Genomic DNA, 16,101 nt, shown 5'->3' with positions numbered 1-16,101 from the left:
TCAAATTCCTGAAATATTCGCGAGTTCCTTGGGCAGGGCTGCAGCCCAATAGGTAATGCTGCCAGCCCCCAAGAGAACCACAAAATCGCCCGCCTGCGCAATCTTCGAGACGATTGGTGCGATTTCCTCCTGCCCGGCGACATAGCGCGCGTCACGGTGGCCCGCCGCTTTGATGCGATTGACCAGTGCTTCCGAATTCACGCCGTCGATCGCGTCTTCGCCGGCCGCGTAAACGGGCGCGATCAGGATCGTATCGGCATCGTTGAAGCAGGAAGAGAAGTCCTCGAAGAGGGTCGACAGGCGGCTGTAGCGATGCGGCTGGTGGACAGCGATGATCCGTCCCTGGCAGGCCTCGCGCGCCGCCTTAAGGACCGCCTTGATCTCGACAGGGTGATGGCCGTAGTCGTCGAAGATGCGCGCGCCATTCCACTCGCCGGTAAGCGTGAAACGCCGCTTGACGCCACCGAAGGCGGCGAGCCCCTTCGCGATATCCTCCGGCTTGATGCCGAGACGCTGGGCGACTGCGATAGCGGCCGTGGCATTGGAAACGTTGTGGCGGCCGGGCATCGGCAGCCGCAGATCCTTCATCGTGATCACCTGCCCGGTGCGGCGGCGGCGGATCTCGATATCGAAGATCGAGGTCGCGCCGTCCATGCGTATATTGTGGTAACGCACGTCCGCCTGCGGGTTCTCGCCATAGCTGACGACCTTGCGGTCCTCGATCTTGGCGACCATCGACTGGACCTCGGGATGATCGAGGCAGAGCACGCCGAAACCATAGAAGGGCACGTTCTCGACGAACTGCCGGAAGGCCGCCCTCACGGCGTCGAAATTGCCGTAGTGGTCGAGATGCTCCGGGTCGATATTGGTGACGACGGCGATGTCGGCCGGCAGCTTCAGGAAGGTGCCGTCGGACTCGTCCGCCTCGACCACCATCCATTCGCCGGCGCCCATGCGCGCGTTGGTGCCGTAGGCGTTGATGATGCCGCCATTGATGACGGTCGGATCGAGCCCGCCTGCATCGAGCAGCGCTGCGACCATCGAGGTCGTCGTCGTCTTTCCGTGCGTGCCGCCGATGGCGATCGCATTGCGGAAACGCATCAACTCGGCCAGCATTTCGGCGCGGCGCACGACGGGCAGGAATTTTTCGCGCGCGGCGATCAACTCGGGATTGTCCTTCTTGATCGCGGTCGAGACGACGACAACCTCGGCATCGCCGAGGTTTTCAGCCTTGTGGCCGACGGAGATCCTGATGCCCTTGTCGCGCAGGCGCTGCACGTTGGCGCTGTCCGACTGATCCGAACCCTGCACCCGGTGACCGAGATTGTGCAGAACCTCCGCGATGCCGCTCATGCCAATGCCGCCGATACCGATGAAATGTACGAGCCCGATCGTCTTCGGCATTTTCATGAGCGTGTTTCCTTGAATTTCTCGACTGTCAAACCGCTGGCAATAGCCTCTACGAGGGACGCAAGCAAGCGCGCAGCGTCCGGTTTGCCGGTTTCGCGGGCATTGGTGGCCATCTGCGCCAGGGATTGCGGATTGTTCATGGCGTCGGCGAGGATGCCCGAGAGCCGTTCAGCGCTGAGTTCGGCCTGTGCGATCACACGGGCGCCGCCCTTGGCCGCAAGCGCGGCCGCATTCGCCGCCTGATCGTGATCGAGCGCATAAGGATAAGGCACAAGGACTGCCGGCCGGCCGATGACGGCAAGCTCGGAAACGGTCGACGCGCCCGAACGGCAGATGACGAGTTGGGCCGCCGCGATCCGCGCCGCCATGTCGTTGAAGAAGGGGGCAACCTCGGCCGGGACGCCGAGTTTCTGGTATGCCGCGATGACACCTTCCCGATCCTCGGGGCGCGCCTGCTGTGTGACCCGCACCCGCTGGCGCGCGGTGTCGTCGAGACGGCAGACCGCCTGTGGGACCGCCTGCGAGAAATATTGTGCGCCCTGGCTGCCCCCGAAGACGACCAGGTGGAACGGCGCATCGCTCGCCGAAATCGCATAGGGCACGCCCGCCGCCTGGAGCACGGCGGGACGAACGGGATTGCCGGTGGCCACCGTTTTCGTCGCGAACCCCCCGGTGCCCTCGGGCAAAAAGCCTCCCGCGATTGCCTGAACGCGCGATGCCAGCATCTTGTTGGCTCGTCCCATCACGGCGTTCTGCTCGTGGATCATCGAGGGGACACCCATGCCGGTTGCCGCCAGCAGCGGCGGCACGGTCGGGTAACCCCCGAAACCGATCACCGCCTTCGGCTTCAGGCGCGCGATTAGGCGCCGCGCCGCGCGCAGGCCTGTCCAGAGCTTCCAGACCGATTGCGCCAGTTTGATCGGGTTCTTCGAGCCGATCGTCGCCGACGGCACGACGTGGATGTCGTCCGCCGGAAACCTGCCGGCAAAGCGCTCGGCGCGGCTGTCCGTCACCAGATGCACGGAATAGCCGGACGCCCTCAACTCATGTGCCAGCGCTTCCGCGGGAAAAAGGTGACCGCCGGTGCCGCCGGCGGCAAGAAGAATGATGCCTTTGCTCATGACTTACTCCGCCGGCACGCCGACGCCGGATCGAAAGAGGCTACGCTCCACGGCGCGCTTTTCCGGCCGGTGACGGGTCAATGCCAGGATGAATCCGGCCGTCACGCAGATCGCCACCATCGACGAGCCGCCGTAGGAGATCAGGGGCAGGGTCATGCCCTTGGCCGGAAGCAGTTCGAGGTTCACACCGATATTGATCAGCGACTGGATGCCGATCTGCAGGACCAGCCCGGCAACGGCGAAGCGGTTGAAATCGTTGCGCTCGCGGAAGGCATGGCTGAGGCCGCGCATGACGAGGAACGAAAAGATCAGCACGATGGCCATGCAGAAGACGATGCCGAACTCTTCGGCGGCCACCGAGAAGACGAAGTCGGTGTGGCTGTCGGGAATGATGCGCTTGACCACGCCCTCGCCCGGGCCGCGGCCGAACCAGTCGCCGCGGATGATCGCCTCGCGCGCGGTGTCCACCTGGAACGTGTCGCCCTCGCCGGTCAGGAAGCGGTCGATACGGCCGGCGACGTGCGGCAGCATGGTATAGGCGACGAAGAAGCCGCCGACCGCCGCGCCCGCGAGCACGATGATCCACAGCCACGGCATGCCGGCCATGAAGAACATGCCGCCCCAGACCGCCGTCGTCAGGATTGTCTGGCCGAGGTCGGGCTGGGCGACGAGAAGCGCGCCGACGATACCGAAAAGCAGGATGGCGAAAAGATTGCCCGGGATCTCCGGCTGCCTTGCGTGCTCGGAGAAAAGCCAGGCGCAGACGACCACAAAGGCCGGCTTCATGAATTCCGAAGGCTGAATGGAAATGCCGGCGATCGAAATCCAGCGCAGCGAGCCCTTGACCTCCTGACCGACGAAGAGAACCAGCACCATCATCCCGAGAGAAATTGCAAGCAGGATGATCGCTGCGCGCCTGACCTGGCGCGGCGAAAGAAAGGAGATGCCGACCATCACCGCAAGCGACGGCAGGAGGAAGAGCGCGTGACGCTTGACGAAGTGGAAGCTGTCGAGGCCGAGCCGTTCGGCGACCGGCGGGCTCGCCGCGAAGGAGAGCATGAAGCCGACGCCCATCAGGAGGACGAAGGTTGCCAGAAAAAACCTGTCGATCGTCCAGAACCAGTCGGCCACAGGGCCACGTTCGGCTCGGCTTACCATCTGTCTGTCCCCTTTTCTGGCGCACATGTGCGCCACGTCAATAGTTCAGCCCAACTCCGCCCGTCAGATGAGCATGGTCACGCCTTCGAGCGCCGCCACATGCCCGACGAAGGCATCTCCGCGCACCTCGAAATTCTTGTACTGGTCGAAGCTTGCGCAAGCCGGTGAGAGCATCACGGCCGACGGTCCGCCCTCGTCCCGTGCTGCATCCGCCGCCGCATGCGCCACGGCATTCTCCAGCGTTCCCGAAATCTCGTAGGGCACGGCCTCGCCGAGCGTCGCTGCAAAGGCGGGAGCCGCCTCGCCGATCAGATAGGCCTTGACGATCTTCGGGAAGAACAGCGTTAGCGAGGCGATGCCGCCTTCCTTCGGCAGACCGCCGGCGATCCAGTAGATCCGATCGTAGCTCGACAGCGCCGGCGCCGCGGCATCCGCATTGGTCGCCTTGCTGTCGTTGACGAAGACGACATCACCCTTTTTCCCGACCGGCTGCATGCGGTGCTTCAGCCCCGGGAAGCTGCGAAGACTGTCGACGATGTCCTTCTCCTCGACGCCGACCGCGAGGCAGGCGGCAATCGCCGCAGCCGCATTCTGGGCGTTATGCCCGCCCCGCAACGTCTGGATGCCGGCAAGATCGGTGAAGAGCGAAGACGTGCCACCACGGGCGCGCATCAACCGCGAGCCTTCGGCGTAAAGCCCGTCGGCAAGCACGTGCCGGCGCGAAATGCGAACGACCCTGGTTCCGGCACGCTCCACCCGATCGGCGATCAGTGTCGAGAAGCTGTCGTCGACGCCGACGATCGCGGTGTCGCTTCCCGCCACCAGGCGCTCCTTGATATTGGCATAGTTCTGCATCGTGCCATGCCGGTCCAAATGATCCGGGGTCAGGTTGAGCAGGATGCCGGCCGTCGCCTCAAGCGTCGGCGCAAGATCGATTTGGTAGGAGGAGCATTCCACCACGTAGAACCGTCCGGCCTTCGGCGGATCGAGCGTCAGTACCGCGGTGCCGATATTGCCGCCAAGCTGGGTGTCTCGCCCGCTTTCTCTCAGGATGTGGGCGATAAGCGCCGTCGTCGTCGACTTGCCGTTGGTGCCGGTGATGGCGATGAAAGGGCAGTCGGGCGCGTGCGCCCGGCGCTCGCGCACGAAAAGTTCCACGTCGCCGATGATCTCGACACCCGCCTGATGGGCAAGATCGACGGTCCAATGCGGCTTCGGATGCGTCAGCGGCACGCCGGGAGAGAGTACGAAAGCGGCAAAGCCGGACCAGTCGACGCCGCGCAGATCGGCCGTCGAAAGCCCCGCTGCGGCGGCCTTGGCGACGCTGTCGGGATTGTCGTCCCAGCCGACGACGTCCGCCCCGCCCGCGACCAGCGCTTGCGCCGTCGCGAGGCCGGAACCGCCGAGCCCGAAGAGTGCGACCTTCCTGTCCTTGAATGTGGTGACCGGGATCATCGCACACTCACCGCAGCTTGAGCGTTGAAAGGCCGATCATCGCTAGGATGACGGCGATGATCCAGAAGCGGATCACCACCTGGCTTTCCGTCCAGCCCTTCTTTTCGAAGTGATGGTGGATCGGCGCCATCAGGAAGACGCGGCGGCCGGTCCGCTTGAACCAGAAGACCTGGATAATCACCGACAACGTCTCAATGACGAAGAGGCCGCCGACGATGATCATCACGACTTCATGCTTCGTGGCAACGGCAACCGTGCCGATGAGGCCACCCAGCGCCAGCGAGCCGGTATCGCCCATGAAGATTGCGGCGGGTGGCGCGTTGAACCAGAGGAAGCCGAGACCCGCGCCAATGACGGCGCCGAGGATCACGGCGAGTTCACCGGTGCCCGGTACGAAATGGATCTGCAGATAGTTGGCGAAAACGGCGTTACCGGCGAGATAGGCGATCAGCCCGAAGGCGGCGGACGCGATCATCACGGGCACGATGGCAAGCCCGTCGAGACCGTCGGTCAGGTTCACGGCATTGCCCGCCCCGACGATGACGAAACCGCCGAAAAGCACGAAGAAATAGCCGAGATTGAGCATCAGGTCCTTGAAGAAGGGGAAAGTAACCGAGGAACCGAAGGTGGAGCCCGCGGTCCCCGCCGAAAGCGCGGCCCGCATCATGAAGAAGACGGCGATCGCCGCGATCACGAATTCGATGCCGAGACGCGCCTTGCCGGAAAAGCCCTTGTCCGACTGCTTCGTCACCTTGAGGTAATCGTCGTAGAAGCCGATCGCGCCGAAGCCGAGCGTCACGAGAAGGGTCGAAACGACATAGACGCTGGACAGGTCGGCCCAAAGCAGCGACGAGACGACGATGCCGGCAAGGATCATCAGGCCGCCCATGGTCGGCGTTCCGGCCTTCTTGAAGTGGGTCTGTGGGCCATCGGCGCGGATCGGCTGGCCCTTGCCCTGGCGGATGCGAAGCGATGCGATCATCGCCGGGCCGAACAGGAAGACGATCAAGGCGGAAGTAAAGAGAGCTGCACCCGTGCGGAAAGTGATGTAGCGAAAGAGGTTGAAGAATTGAAAGTGGTCCGCCAGTTCCACGAGCCAGATCAGCATAAGGGACCTTTCCCCAAAGGTTTTAGAATCGGACATTGTCCAACAGAATCATCTGATAGACGTTACCCGCTTGTGGTCGACTATGTTAGGCCATATCCCCTGGCCGAAGGGCGGTATCCACCAGCACCACAGCGCCGTGCATCCTTTCAGACGCACAAAGCTCGCTGTCGCACTTTCAATTGCCGCATGTTCTTTCCTTAAATCGGTTCCGATCAGGAAACATGCAGTAGTGGCAACGCCCGTTATACTTCCCCGCGCCTCACCGCCTCTTCCGGATAGGCATCGAGAAGAGCCTGGACGATCTTCGCGCAGCCGGTTCCCTTGGATGATTTGACCATCACGACATCGCCGGCGGCAACCGCCGCGAGTGCGTAATCCGTGAGATCGTCGACGACCTGCCGATAGACGACCGAAACCTCCGGCGGCAGCGCGTCGCGCAGATGCGCCATCTCGGGCCCGGCTAACCAGACGTCCGCAATTCCCGCCTCGACGACCGGTTCTGCAAGGGCGGCATGGACATCGGCCGCGTGCTCGCCCATCTCCAGCATGTCGCCGAGGATCGCGATCCGGCGACCGCCGACCGGTGGTTCGGCATCGCCGAGCAACGAGATCGCAGCGCGCATCGAGGCCGGGTTGGCATTGTAGCTCTCGTCGATCAGCGTCAGGTGACCCGCGCCGACCTTCAGGCGGTGCTGCAGTCCCCTGCCCTTTTCCGGCCGCATGGTCGCAAGCGACGCCAGGACCTGATCGAGATCGGCGCCTGCAAGCTTCGCCGCAGCGATCACGGCCAGCGCGTTTTCGGCGATATGGCGCCCGGGAGCGCCGATCGCGACTTCCAGCGTCCTGCCGCCGATCCCCGCCCAAAGCACCGACCCTTCCGATCCGCCGGCGAACTCGACCAGCCGGAACTCCGCTTTCGGATTGGCGCCGAAGGAATGGATGTAGCTCACCCCGGCCGCACCGGCGGCCCGCTCCAGCAGGTTGTATTGCGGGCTGTCGAGATTGAGGACGGCATGACCGCCGTTGACGACGCCTTCGAAGATCTCGGCCTTTGCCGTTGCGATCTCGTCGAGACTCGCGAAATTGCCCAGATGGGCGGGAGCGATACTGGTGACGACGGCCACATGCGGGCGAACCATCTTCGTCAGCGGCCGGATCTCGCCCGGATGGTTCATGCCGATCTCGAAGATGCCGAAGTCCGTCGCTTCCGGCATGCGCGCAAGGGTGAGCGGCACGCCCCAGTGATTGTTGAAGGAGGCAACGGAGGCGTGCACGCGGCCGAGCGGCGAAAGCACGTGCCTCAGCATTTCCTTCGTCGTGGTCTTGCCGACCGAACCGGTGACGGCAATGACCTTCGCAGCGCTGCGGTCGCGCGCGGCGCAGCCGAGGCGGATCAATGCCTCCAGCACGTCGTCGACCACGATCATCGGTGCGATCAGTCGGCCGAGCGCAGGAATCTTGCCTTCGCTGACGACAAGAAGGGCAGCTCCATTGGCAAGTGCGATCCCGGCATAGTCATGGCCGTCGACGCGATCGCCCTTGATCGCGAAAAATGCCTCGCCCTTGTTGATCGTTCGGCTGTCGATCGAGATGCCGGCAATTCCCTCTGGCAGGTTTCCGACCGGACGGCCGTTCATCGCAGCCAGAAGATCGCTGCTTGTCCAGAGCCAGTTCAAATCATAGCCCTCCCAATGCCTTGCGCACTTCCTCATGGTCCGAGAACGGCAGGGTCACGGACCCGATCGTCTGCCCTTCCTCATGTCCCTTGCCGGCGACGATCAGGGTGTCGCCGCTCTTGAGCATACCGGCGGCGGCGCGGATCGCCTCGGCGCGGTCGCCGATTTCGGTCGCGCCCTTGGCCGCAGCCATGATCTCGGCGCGGATGACTTCCGGCACTTCCGAACGCGGATTATCGTCAGTGACGATAACGACATCAGCAAGCCGCGTGGCGATCTCGCCCATGATCGGCCGCTTGCCTTTGTCGCGATCGCCGCCGCAGCCGAAGACAAGGATGATGCGGCCGGTGGTGAAGGGACGAACCGAGGTCAGGACGTTTTCCAGCGCGTCCGGTTTGTGGGCGTAGTCCACATAGGCGAGCGCGCCGTCCTTGGTGTGTCCGACGAGTTCCAGGCGCCCGGACGCGCCCTGCAATTTCTCGAGCGCCGAGAATGCCACCTTGGCGCTGATGCCGGTGGACATGGCAAGGCCGGCGGCAACCAGCGCGTTGGCAACCTGGAAGTCGCCGGCAAGCGGCACGTGGATTTCAAAAATATCGTCGCCGACATGCACCTCCGCCGACTGCTTGTGGCGGAAATGTTCGACGCGCTTCAACGTGATGAATTCGCCCTTGCGTCCGACTGTGCGCACATCCTGCCCGGCTTTGCGGGCAGCGGCGATCGCCTGGTCCGACCATTGGTCGTCGGCGAAGATCACCGCCGGCGCGCCCTTGGGCAGGAGCGCCGAGAACAGACGCATCTTCGAGGCCATGTAGTGTTCGACCGTCGGATGATAGTCCATGTGGTCGCGGCCGAGATTGGTGAAGGCCGCAGCGGCAAGCCGAACGCCGTCGAGCCGGCTCTGATCGAGGCCGTGGCTGGAGGCTTCCATTGCCGCATGGGTCACGCCGGCATCGGCGAGCTCTTTAAGCAGCTTGTGCAGGGAAACCGGATCCGGCGTGGTCAGCGATCCATAATCGTTGCGGCCCGGCGCCACGACGCCGGTCGTTCCGATCATCGCGGCGGAAAGACCAGAATGCGCCCAGATCTGCCGGGTGAAGGAGGCGACGGAAGTCTTGCCCGCCGTTCCGGTCACAGCCACCATGGTCTCCGGTTGGCGCGCGTAGAAGGCTGCCGCCGCCTTCGCCAGGAAACGGCGCGGCTCCGACAACCCGAATACCGGCACCCCGGCCTCGGCAGCGGTGCCGGCCGCTGTAATCACGGCCGCGGCGCCGCGCGAAAGGGCATCAGCGATATATGCGGTGCCGTTCGCCTTTGTCCCGGCGACGGCGACGAAAAGATCGCCCGGCTTGACCTGCCGGCTGTCGGCCGTGATGCCGGCGATCTCGATATCCGAGGAAACGCCCTTCAGTTGCGCCGAGAGTTCCGGGAAGCTTTTTCCCGCCAGGTCCTTGATCTTCATGAACTGCATGTCTCGCATCGATATCGATCCGCCCGATGACGAATCGTCCGCATTCTCATTTCACGGTCAATAAGACACAAGCAAGGCAGAACCGTCTTCTCCAAATTTCGGTTCGACGCCGAGAAGAGGCGCGGAGCGGCTGATGATATCGCGCACCATGGGCGCTGCGTTGGAACCCGCGGTCCGCCCGCCACCTTCGCCGGTCTTGGGTGCATCGATGAAGGTCAGCACGATGTATTTGGGATTGTCGATCGGGAACGCGGCGAGGAAGGCGTTGAAGTTCAGGTCGCTGGCGTAACGGCCGTTGACCACCTTGTCGGCCGTGCCGGTCTTGCCGCCGACGTTGAAGCCGGGAACGAGCGCACGCTTGCCGGAGCCGGCGATGCCGTTCCAGCGGAGCAGGAAGCGCATATCTTCGCTGGTGCTCTTCTTGACGACCGCGGTCGCAAGCTCGCTTGCCTGCTCCTCTGTGCGCGGAAGGAAGGTCGGCGGGATGAGCTTGCCGCCATTGACCAACGCGGCTCCGGCAACCGCCGTCTGCAATGGCGTCGTCGAAACGCCGTGGCCGAAGGAGATGGTGATCGAATTAATCTTCTTCCATTCGCGCGGCTGGCTCGGTGTCTTGACCTCCGGAAGCTCCGTCGGCAGCTTCGACAGGAGCCCGATGCGCGTCAGGAACTCCTTGTGCCCGGGAATGCCGACCAGATCGGCGATCTTGGCCGTGCCGATGTTCGAGGAGTACTGGAAGATCTCCGGAACGGTCAGCACGCGACGCTTGCCGTGAAAATCCTTGATGGTGAAGCCGCCGATGCGGATCGGCGCAGTCGCATCGAAGCTGTCGTTGAGCGTCACCTTGCCGGAGTCGAGCCCCATCGCGATCGTGAAGGTCTTGAAGGTCGAGCCCATCTCGAACGTGCCGTTCGACATGCGGTTCATCCAGCCTTCCTCGGCGCCTTCCACCGGCTTGTTCGGGTCGTAGTCCGGAACCGAGGCCATCGCCAGCACTTCGCCGGTGTTGACGTCGAGCACGACCGCGCCGGCGGCAATCGCCTGGAAATTCTTCATGCCCGCGTCAATGACGTCACGCACGATGTTCTGGACGCGCACATCGATTGAAAGCTTGACCGGCTCGAGTTTCGCGTCGCTTGTCATGCCGATGGCGGCGAGATCGGCGAGGCCCTGGCTGTCGATGTAGCGCTCCATGCCCGCGACGCCCCGGTTGTCGATATTGACATGGCCGAGGATGTGGGCGGCGGTCGGACCTCCGGGATAGAAGCGCCGCTTTTCCGGGCGGAAGCCGACGCCGGGAATCCCGAGCGCCAGGATTTCGCTCTGCTGCTTCGGCGTCAGCTGCCGGCGCAGCCATTGGAAGCGCGATTTCGACTTGAGCTTGTTGTAGATCTCGCGGGCGTTGAGATCGGGCAGGACCGTCGCCAGGCGCTCCACCGCTTCGTCGGCATCGACGATCTTGTGCGGCTCGGCATAGAGCGACACGGTGCGGATGTCGGTTGCGAGGATCTCACCGTTGCGGTCGAGAATGTCGGGGCGCGAAGCCATAAGGTTGTCGGCGCGCCCGATCGAGGAGACGGTCTCCGGCTGCGCCATGCCGTATTGCACCAGCCGCCCGCCGATCACCGCATAAACGATGCCGAAGCTGGCAATGACGATCGCGACCCGGTTCTTCGCCTGGCTGGCGCTCTTCTTGCGCGTCCCCTGGATTGTGACGTTGACCCCATCGGACGGGCGGTTATTGCCGCCCGCCGAAAAATGCGCCTTGCTCTTCAGCACCATGATACGGGAGAGAAACGACATCAGCGCGCCACCGAACCTGTTGCGATATCATCCGTCTTGATGACGGCAGCGACGCCGTCTTCAGCCGCCTTGTCATTTTCCGGCTGCGGCAGATCCGCCTTCAACATCGGAAGCTCCTCGGGCCGGGCGAGCTGGGTCGAAGGGGTCGGCGCGAGTTGCAGGTCGACGGCGAAGGCGGCGACGAGGCGCTCCAGCCGGTTCGGCTGGGTCAGCAGCGCCCAGTCTGCCCTCAGCAGATCGATCGTGTCTTCCTCAAGCTTGATGGCCGCATCGAGCCGGCGGACCTCCTCGCGCTTGTTCTCGGCCTGGTGCTTGATCGTATAGGTCACCGTGGCGGCTGCCGTCATGACGACGATCAGGACAATGTCGAGCGTTCGCAGCATCTTTCTCAGCCCCCCAGTTTCGCAAGGCTCGCCAGTTCCGGCAGATTGAAAATGGACAGATCGTCTCCCGGCGACGGGGCCTCCGTGCGGATGCCGGCCCTGAGCTTGGCGGACCGGGCGCGCGGATTGCGGGACGCTTCTTCCTCGCTGGCTGCAATCATAGGCTTGCCAACTGGCGTGAAGGTTGCGGCGCGGGCAGCAACCATCGGCAGGTGGCGGGATCCTGCCGCCTTGCCGGATCGGTCCTGGAAGAATGTCTTGACGATCCTGTCTTCGAGAGAATGAAACGTGACCACGACGAGGCGCCCGCCGGGCTTCAACACCCGCTCGGCCGCGAAAAGCGCATTGGCAAGTTCGCCGAGCTCGTCGTTGACGAAGATGCGAAGCGCCTGGAAGACGCGGGTCGCGGGATGAATCTTGTCCTTGGCCTTGCGCGGCGTCACCGCCTCGATGAGATTGGCGAGATCGCGCGTCGTTTCGAACGGCGCGTCGGCGCGGCGCTTCTCGATGGCGCGGGCAATGCGGCCTGCCTGCTTCTCTTCGCCGAGGAACCCGAAGATGCGAATGAGATCGGAGACCTTGGCGCGGTTGACGACATCGGCTGCGGAGACGCCGGCGGCCGACATGCGCATATCGAGCGGGCCCTTTTTCTGGAACGAGAAGCCGCGCTCCGCCTCGTCGATCTGCATGGACGAGACGCCGATATCGAGCACGACGCCATCGAGCCCCTCTGCCGGCGCGTGCTCGGCGAGATCGGAAAAACGGGAATGAACGAGCGTGAGCCGCCCTTCGGAGGCAGCGGCGAGCGGCTGGCCGGCGGCAATCGCCGTCGGATCGCGATCGAGCGCGATCACGTCGGCGCCCGCTTTCAGGATGGCGGACGTGTAGCCGCCGGCACCGAAAGTGCCGTCGAGAACGATCTTGCCGGGCGCGGGATCGAGGGCGGCGAGCACTTCGCTCAACAGGACGGGAATGTGACGAACCGGTCCGCCGTCGGCTTCAGAAACTCCGCCGCCTTGATCCGTCACCATTCCGCCTCTCCATTCTATTCCGGACGCAACCCCCGTGATTTGCGCCCTTCCCGGGCCTCCGCCTGCGCCCTCGCAAACGCCTGCGGCTCCCAGAGCTGAAAATGATCGCCCCGGCCGACAAAAGTCACGTCGGTCGAGATGCCGGTGAAGTCGCGAATGAAATCCGTCACCATCAACCGGCCCTCCGGGTCGAGCTTCACAAAGACGCCGCCCCCATGAACGAGGAGCGACATCTGGTTGGCGGCATCCGAAAACGGATCCTCGGCCGCCATCTGCTTCTCGAACCGGTCCAGAAGCTCCGGCCCGCCGACGCTGATCGCCGGAAAGACGAAGTCCTGAAAGCAGTATAACTCCCGGACGCCTCCATCCGAAAGCACGGCACGGAACGCGGAAGGCACGGAGACCCGCCCCTTTGCATCGATCCGGTTCGTTGCATGTGACAAGAAGCGGTTCATGACGCGAAACGGCCGCCTCCGACTGACGGGCCATGATCATCGACCCGCGCGAACACCTGCCTGCGCGCGCAAAAGACCCCCGCCGGACACAAGCGCGCCCGCCTAATCCTTCCGAGGAAGGAACCTTGGAATTTTGCGATGATGGGCCACGACGCGGCCCTTGCGCAGTACCATTATGGGATAACATGGGACCATATGGGCGTCAATGGGAGAAGCTCGTAATAAGCCTCGCGGATGATCAAATATTGATAGGTTGTTAAGTTTAACAAAGGGTTACGATCGGAACCCTAATCCATTGGAATCCCGCGCGAAACCGCCCGGGACGGGGCCAGCCATACGGCCTTTGCCAGTTGATTCGTTCAAGGAGAAGGAAAGGGTCGACGCGACGCGCGACGTCGACGCGCGAAAAGGTATGGAAGAAAAATTGCCAGTTGGCCTGTAAGCCGGGTTCTGTATGGCCCCGCCCCCGAAGGAACGGAACGTGGCAGCCATTCATCTGGGACTGCGCTTGCGCGCAGCCTCTTGCAACCCACCCGGATGACGCGCCTGGAAACCGGCTGGACGCTCGCGCGCCCGTGTCATCCCTATTCGGTCTTGCTCCCGGTGGGGTTTGCCGTGCCGTCCATGTTGCCATGTCCGCGGTGGGCTCTTACCCCACCCTTTCACCCTTACTCCGCGAAGCGAAGCGGTTTGCTTTCTGTGGCACTTTCCCTGGGGTCGCCCCCGCCGGACGTTATCCGGCACCGTGTCTCCGTGGAGCCCGGACTTTCCTCCCCCCGCGGCCTTTCGGCGCTTGCGGGGCGCGGCTGCCCGGCCAACTGGCAGAGGGGTCATTAACTGACCAAAGCGGCAAGCGCCAGAGAAATCGGCGATTTCACTTTCGCTTGCCCGGATCCCCTTGCCTACCGCATGATTCCTTCAATCGGAATCGATTTAAGGACAAAATCATGCACCACTTCAAAGTGCTACAGCGATCTTAGCGCGTCCGATCGGACGCGCGGCGCTGTAGATCGGTCAGCGGTACGAAACCGCAAAATCGGTCTCGTATTCGGGGGCATCGAGATGCCCGTTCAGGACGAGCACGGCACCGAGTCGGCCGATCTCGTCGGAACTCTTCGCGGCCTGACCGTTGCCGCCGGTGACGACGGCGAGGCGATCGCTGGCAAAGCCGATATAGGGATAGCCGTGGCGCGTGAACGACGTGACGCAAGGCGCAAAATGCGTCGAAACAGGCTGGAAGCCCGGCATCACTCCGGCAAGCAAGCCACGCAAATGATCGGCCGCGGGCGCATTACCGCCGCTGCGGAACCACTCCCTCACCGCCGGTTCGCTCGCGAGCAGCCGGTCGGTCGGGTCGCCGCCGATCTTGATGTAGTGTTTGCCGTCGGCATAGGCAACCGGCGGCAGCAGATAATAGCTTCGCTCCTGCTCCGGAGCCGCGCCGATCAGCGATGGCATGCGCTCGAAGTTCACGAGATCTTCGGCAGCGACCTCGGCAAAAAGCACCGTGCGCGCCTTCACGGCGAGATCGATCGGCCGCGGCAGCAGTGCCTTCGACAGCGAAAAGCCGCCGGCAGCGACAAGGACACGCCCCGCCCGAACCGTTTGACCGTCGGCAGTCGTAACGGCGGCATGATCCGAATTCTCCTCGACGGCAGTCACCTCGGAACGGATGACGCGTGCGCCCGATCTTTCGGCAAGGATCGTCTGCGCCAGCACCAGCGCCCGAGGATTGATGTGGCCCGCGCCCCGCGCCTCATGAATACCGCCGTAGCCCTTGGGGAAACGAAACCAGGGAAAGCGCTGAGCGAGATCATCGCCCAAAATCAGCGGCGCCTCGACGCCGAGCCTGTCACGGGCGTGTCCGACGTTCTCCAGATAGTCGAATTCGCCGCCTGGCGCCGGCGCGGCGATCAGGCAACCGACCTCCGCGTAGAAGTCGACGCCGCTCTCGCCGGCGATCTCCGCGTAGCGATCGATCGAACGGCGGGCAAGACGGGCCCAGACCGGATCGCCGTCGATCGTGCGGGTAATGCGGGCATTGTCGTAGTGGCTGGCGAAAACGCCGCCGTGGTTGGCCCAATCTTCCGGCTCGTCGGGGCCGATGAGCGCAACGCTTGCACCGGCACCACTCAGATGCCGCGCGGCCGCAGCACCCATCATGCCCTTGCCGACGACGGCGAAATCAATGTTTTCCGACATGCCACTTCCCGACTGTTCGCTTCCGCCGGGGATAACATACCGCACTAACAATGGCACCGAATTCCATCGGGAATTAACGGTATGCCGGAACGCGAGACCTATCCGGCCAAGCCTCGGATCGGAACCGCTCCAAGGCAAGTCATATGTCGGTTCGGGGACGAAGCCGCCCCCCCCCGGGACCGAGGATCAGGTCTCGTTCAGGATCGTCCGGACCTTGCCGCAATAGCGCTTCGATACCGGATTCATCCGCTTGGCGGCATGACCGGCGTTGTATTTCAGGATGGTTCCGCAGGTGGTGCCGTCCGAAAGCTCGCGCGCCTTCGCGAGGTACATCATGCCGAACTTGATGTTGGTTTCCGGATCGTAGAGGTCCTTGGCGGAACCGGAATAGCCCATCATGCGGGCGGTGGCGGGCTTGATCTGCATGAGGCCGATTTCGCCGGAACTGCCGCGCGCGCTGGCGTCGAAGTTGCTTTCGACCTGCACGACGGCATGGGCGAGACCGGCGGGGACGCCATATTGTTTTGCGTAGGATTGGATGAGAATGGTGTATTGGGAGACGGGCGATAGTGTCAGGTCTGGTTTCGGATAGCCTGTCGTTCTGGTGGCCGACGGAAGGGCAGAGGTCTTGATGGTCTTGTCGACGCCCCCCGCGTACGACGTACCCATCCCGGTGAAGAACATGCCAAGGCATGCCGCCACCGCAGCAACAGACGATATTCTCATGTAGTTTGAAGTCTCCGGTCTGGGGAACCGCCCGGGCGGCGCACCCCGCCACCCGACCGAATTTCCCGATCGTTTTCATTGACAAAAGAGCCGCGCGGTCGC

13 protein-coding genes and 1 other RNA gene are annotated in these 16,101 nt (G+C 63.5%); all 14 read right to left on the bottom strand.

Annotated elements, in window-relative coordinates; all coding sequences use genetic code 11:
• The 14 genes from murC to ILFOPFJJ_RS06670 all read right to left on the bottom strand — a co-directional run bounded on the left by murC (position 1) and on the right by ILFOPFJJ_RS06670 (position 15,999).
• On the bottom strand, positions 1–1,410 hold the full coding sequence (gene murC / locus ILFOPFJJ_RS06735; RefSeq protein WP_173509751.1) for a UDP-N-acetylmuramate--L-alanine ligase: 1,410 nt from the start codon (positions 1,408–1,410) through the stop codon (positions 1–3).
• A complete protein-coding gene (gene murG / locus ILFOPFJJ_RS06730; RefSeq protein WP_173509750.1) occupies positions 1,407–2,531 on the bottom strand; it encodes an undecaprenyldiphospho-muramoylpentapeptide beta-N-acetylglucosaminyltransferase in 1,125 nt (374 codons plus the stop codon). The genes murC and murG overlap by 4 nt, the downstream gene beginning before the upstream one ends.
• Positions 2,532–2,534: 3 nt before the next feature.
• Positions 2,535–3,689, bottom strand: a complete 1,155-nt coding sequence (ftsW, locus tag ILFOPFJJ_RS06725) for a putative lipid II flippase FtsW (protein ID WP_173509749.1) — start codon at positions 3,687–3,689, stop codon at positions 2,535–2,537.
• A gap of 63 nt (positions 3,690–3,752) precedes the next feature.
• A complete protein-coding gene (gene murD, locus ILFOPFJJ_RS06720) occupies positions 3,753–5,144 on the bottom strand; it encodes a UDP-N-acetylmuramoyl-L-alanine--D-glutamate ligase (protein ID WP_173509748.1) in 1,392 nt (463 codons plus the stop codon).
• Between the two features lie 7 nt (positions 5,145–5,151).
• Complete coding sequence (gene mraY, locus ILFOPFJJ_RS06715; RefSeq protein ID WP_173509747.1) at positions 5,152–6,252, bottom strand: phospho-N-acetylmuramoyl-pentapeptide-transferase; 1,101 nt, start codon at positions 6,250–6,252, stop codon at positions 5,152–5,154.
• A gap of 242 nt (positions 6,253–6,494) precedes the next feature.
• The gene (locus tag ILFOPFJJ_RS06710; RefSeq protein WP_173509746.1) at positions 6,495–7,928 is read right to left on the bottom strand and encodes a UDP-N-acetylmuramoylalanyl-D-glutamyl-2,6-diaminopimelate--D-alanyl-D-alanine ligase; all 1,434 of its coding nucleotides are present in this window, start codon (positions 7,926–7,928) and stop codon (positions 6,495–6,497) included.
• 1 nt (position 7,929) lies between these two features.
• Positions 7,930–9,390 carry a UDP-N-acetylmuramoyl-L-alanyl-D-glutamate--2,6-diaminopimelate ligase gene (locus tag ILFOPFJJ_RS06705; protein WP_173510174.1) on the bottom strand — a complete coding sequence of 487 codons (1,461 nt, stop codon included), beginning with the start codon at positions 9,388–9,390 and terminating at the stop codon, positions 7,930–7,932.
• Positions 9,391–9,456: 66 nt separating this feature from the next.
• Positions 9,457–11,202, bottom strand: a complete 1,746-nt coding sequence (locus ILFOPFJJ_RS06700; RefSeq protein ID WP_173509745.1) for a peptidoglycan D,D-transpeptidase FtsI family protein — start codon at positions 11,200–11,202, stop codon at positions 9,457–9,459.
• Complete coding sequence (gene ftsL / locus ILFOPFJJ_RS06695) at positions 11,202–11,585, bottom strand: cell division protein FtsL (protein WP_173509744.1); 384 nt, start codon at positions 11,583–11,585, stop codon at positions 11,202–11,204. The genes ILFOPFJJ_RS06700 and ftsL overlap by 1 nt, the downstream gene beginning before the upstream one ends.
• A 5-nt stretch (positions 11,586–11,590) precedes the next feature.
• A complete protein-coding gene (rsmH, locus tag ILFOPFJJ_RS06690) occupies positions 11,591–12,616 on the bottom strand; it encodes a 16S rRNA (cytosine(1402)-N(4))-methyltransferase RsmH (RefSeq protein WP_173509743.1) in 1,026 nt (341 codons plus the stop codon).
• A gap of 14 nt (positions 12,617–12,630) precedes the next feature.
• On the bottom strand, positions 12,631–13,071 hold the full coding sequence (gene mraZ, locus ILFOPFJJ_RS06685) for a division/cell wall cluster transcriptional repressor MraZ (protein WP_173509742.1): 441 nt from the start codon (positions 13,069–13,071) through the stop codon (positions 12,631–12,633).
• A 423-nt stretch (positions 13,072–13,494) separates the two neighbouring features.
• An RNA gene (rnpB, locus tag ILFOPFJJ_RS06680) (RNase P RNA component class A) lies at positions 13,495–13,893 on the bottom strand.
• A gap of 192 nt (positions 13,894–14,085) precedes the next feature.
• Entirely contained in the window at positions 14,086–15,273 is a 1,188-nt protein-coding gene (locus ILFOPFJJ_RS06675; RefSeq protein ID WP_173509741.1) for an NAD(P)/FAD-dependent oxidoreductase, read from the bottom strand.
• Positions 15,274–15,459: 186 nt separating this feature from the next.
• A complete protein-coding gene (locus ILFOPFJJ_RS06670) occupies positions 15,460–15,999 on the bottom strand; it encodes a lytic transglycosylase domain-containing protein (protein ID WP_173509740.1) in 540 nt (179 codons plus the stop codon).
• Between the last annotated feature and the right edge of the window lie 102 nt (positions 16,000–16,101).

It is taken from the genome of Sinorhizobium psoraleae, assembly GCF_013283645.1.
Lineage (GTDB): Bacteria > Pseudomonadota > Alphaproteobacteria > Rhizobiales > Rhizobiaceae > Sinorhizobium > Sinorhizobium psoraleae.
The sequence above is the reverse complement of the archived record's forward strand: the minus strand, read 5'-3'. Positions and strand labels throughout refer to the sequence as shown.

Excerpts from the sequence above, each read along its gene's own strand:
- ftsW (WP_173509749.1), bottom strand. The coding sequence starts at position 3,689 with ATGGTAAGCCGAGCCGAACGTGGCCCTGTGGCCGACTGGTTCTGGACG.
- murD (WP_173509748.1), bottom strand. The coding sequence starts at position 5,144 with ATGATCCCGGTCACCACATTCAAGGACAGGAAGGTCGCACTCTTCGGG.
- murG (WP_173509750.1), bottom strand. The coding sequence starts at position 2,531 with ATGAGCAAAGGCATCATTCTTCTTGCCGCCGGCGGCACCGGCGGTCAC.
- ftsL (WP_173509744.1), bottom strand. The coding sequence starts at position 11,585 with ATGCTGCGAACGCTCGACATTGTCCTGATCGTCGTCATGACGGCAGCC.
- mraY (WP_173509747.1), bottom strand. The coding sequence starts at position 6,252 with ATGCTGATCTGGCTCGTGGAACTGGCGGACCACTTTCAATTCTTCAAC.
- rsmH (WP_173509743.1), bottom strand. The coding sequence starts at position 12,616 with ATGGTGACGGATCAAGGCGGCGGAGTTTCTGAAGCCGACGGCGGACCG.
- ILFOPFJJ_RS06705 (WP_173510174.1), bottom strand. The coding sequence starts at position 9,390 with ATGAAGATCAAGGACCTGGCGGGAAAAAGCTTCCCGGAACTCTCGGCG.
- ILFOPFJJ_RS06675 (WP_173509741.1), bottom strand. The coding sequence starts at position 15,273 with ATGTCGGAAAACATTGATTTCGCCGTCGTCGGCAAGGGCATGATGGGT.
- ILFOPFJJ_RS06700 (WP_173509745.1), bottom strand. The coding sequence starts at position 11,202 with ATGTCGTTTCTCTCCCGTATCATGGTGCTGAAGAGCAAGGCGCATTTT.
- ILFOPFJJ_RS06670 (WP_173509740.1), bottom strand. The coding sequence starts at position 15,999 with ATGAGAATATCGTCTGTTGCTGCGGTGGCGGCATGCCTTGGCATGTTC.
- mraZ (WP_173509742.1), bottom strand. The coding sequence starts at position 13,071 with ATGAACCGCTTCTTGTCACATGCAACGAACCGGATCGATGCAAAGGGG.
- murC (WP_173509751.1), bottom strand. The coding sequence starts at position 1,410 with ATGAAAATGCCGAAGACGATCGGGCTCGTACATTTCATCGGTATCGGC.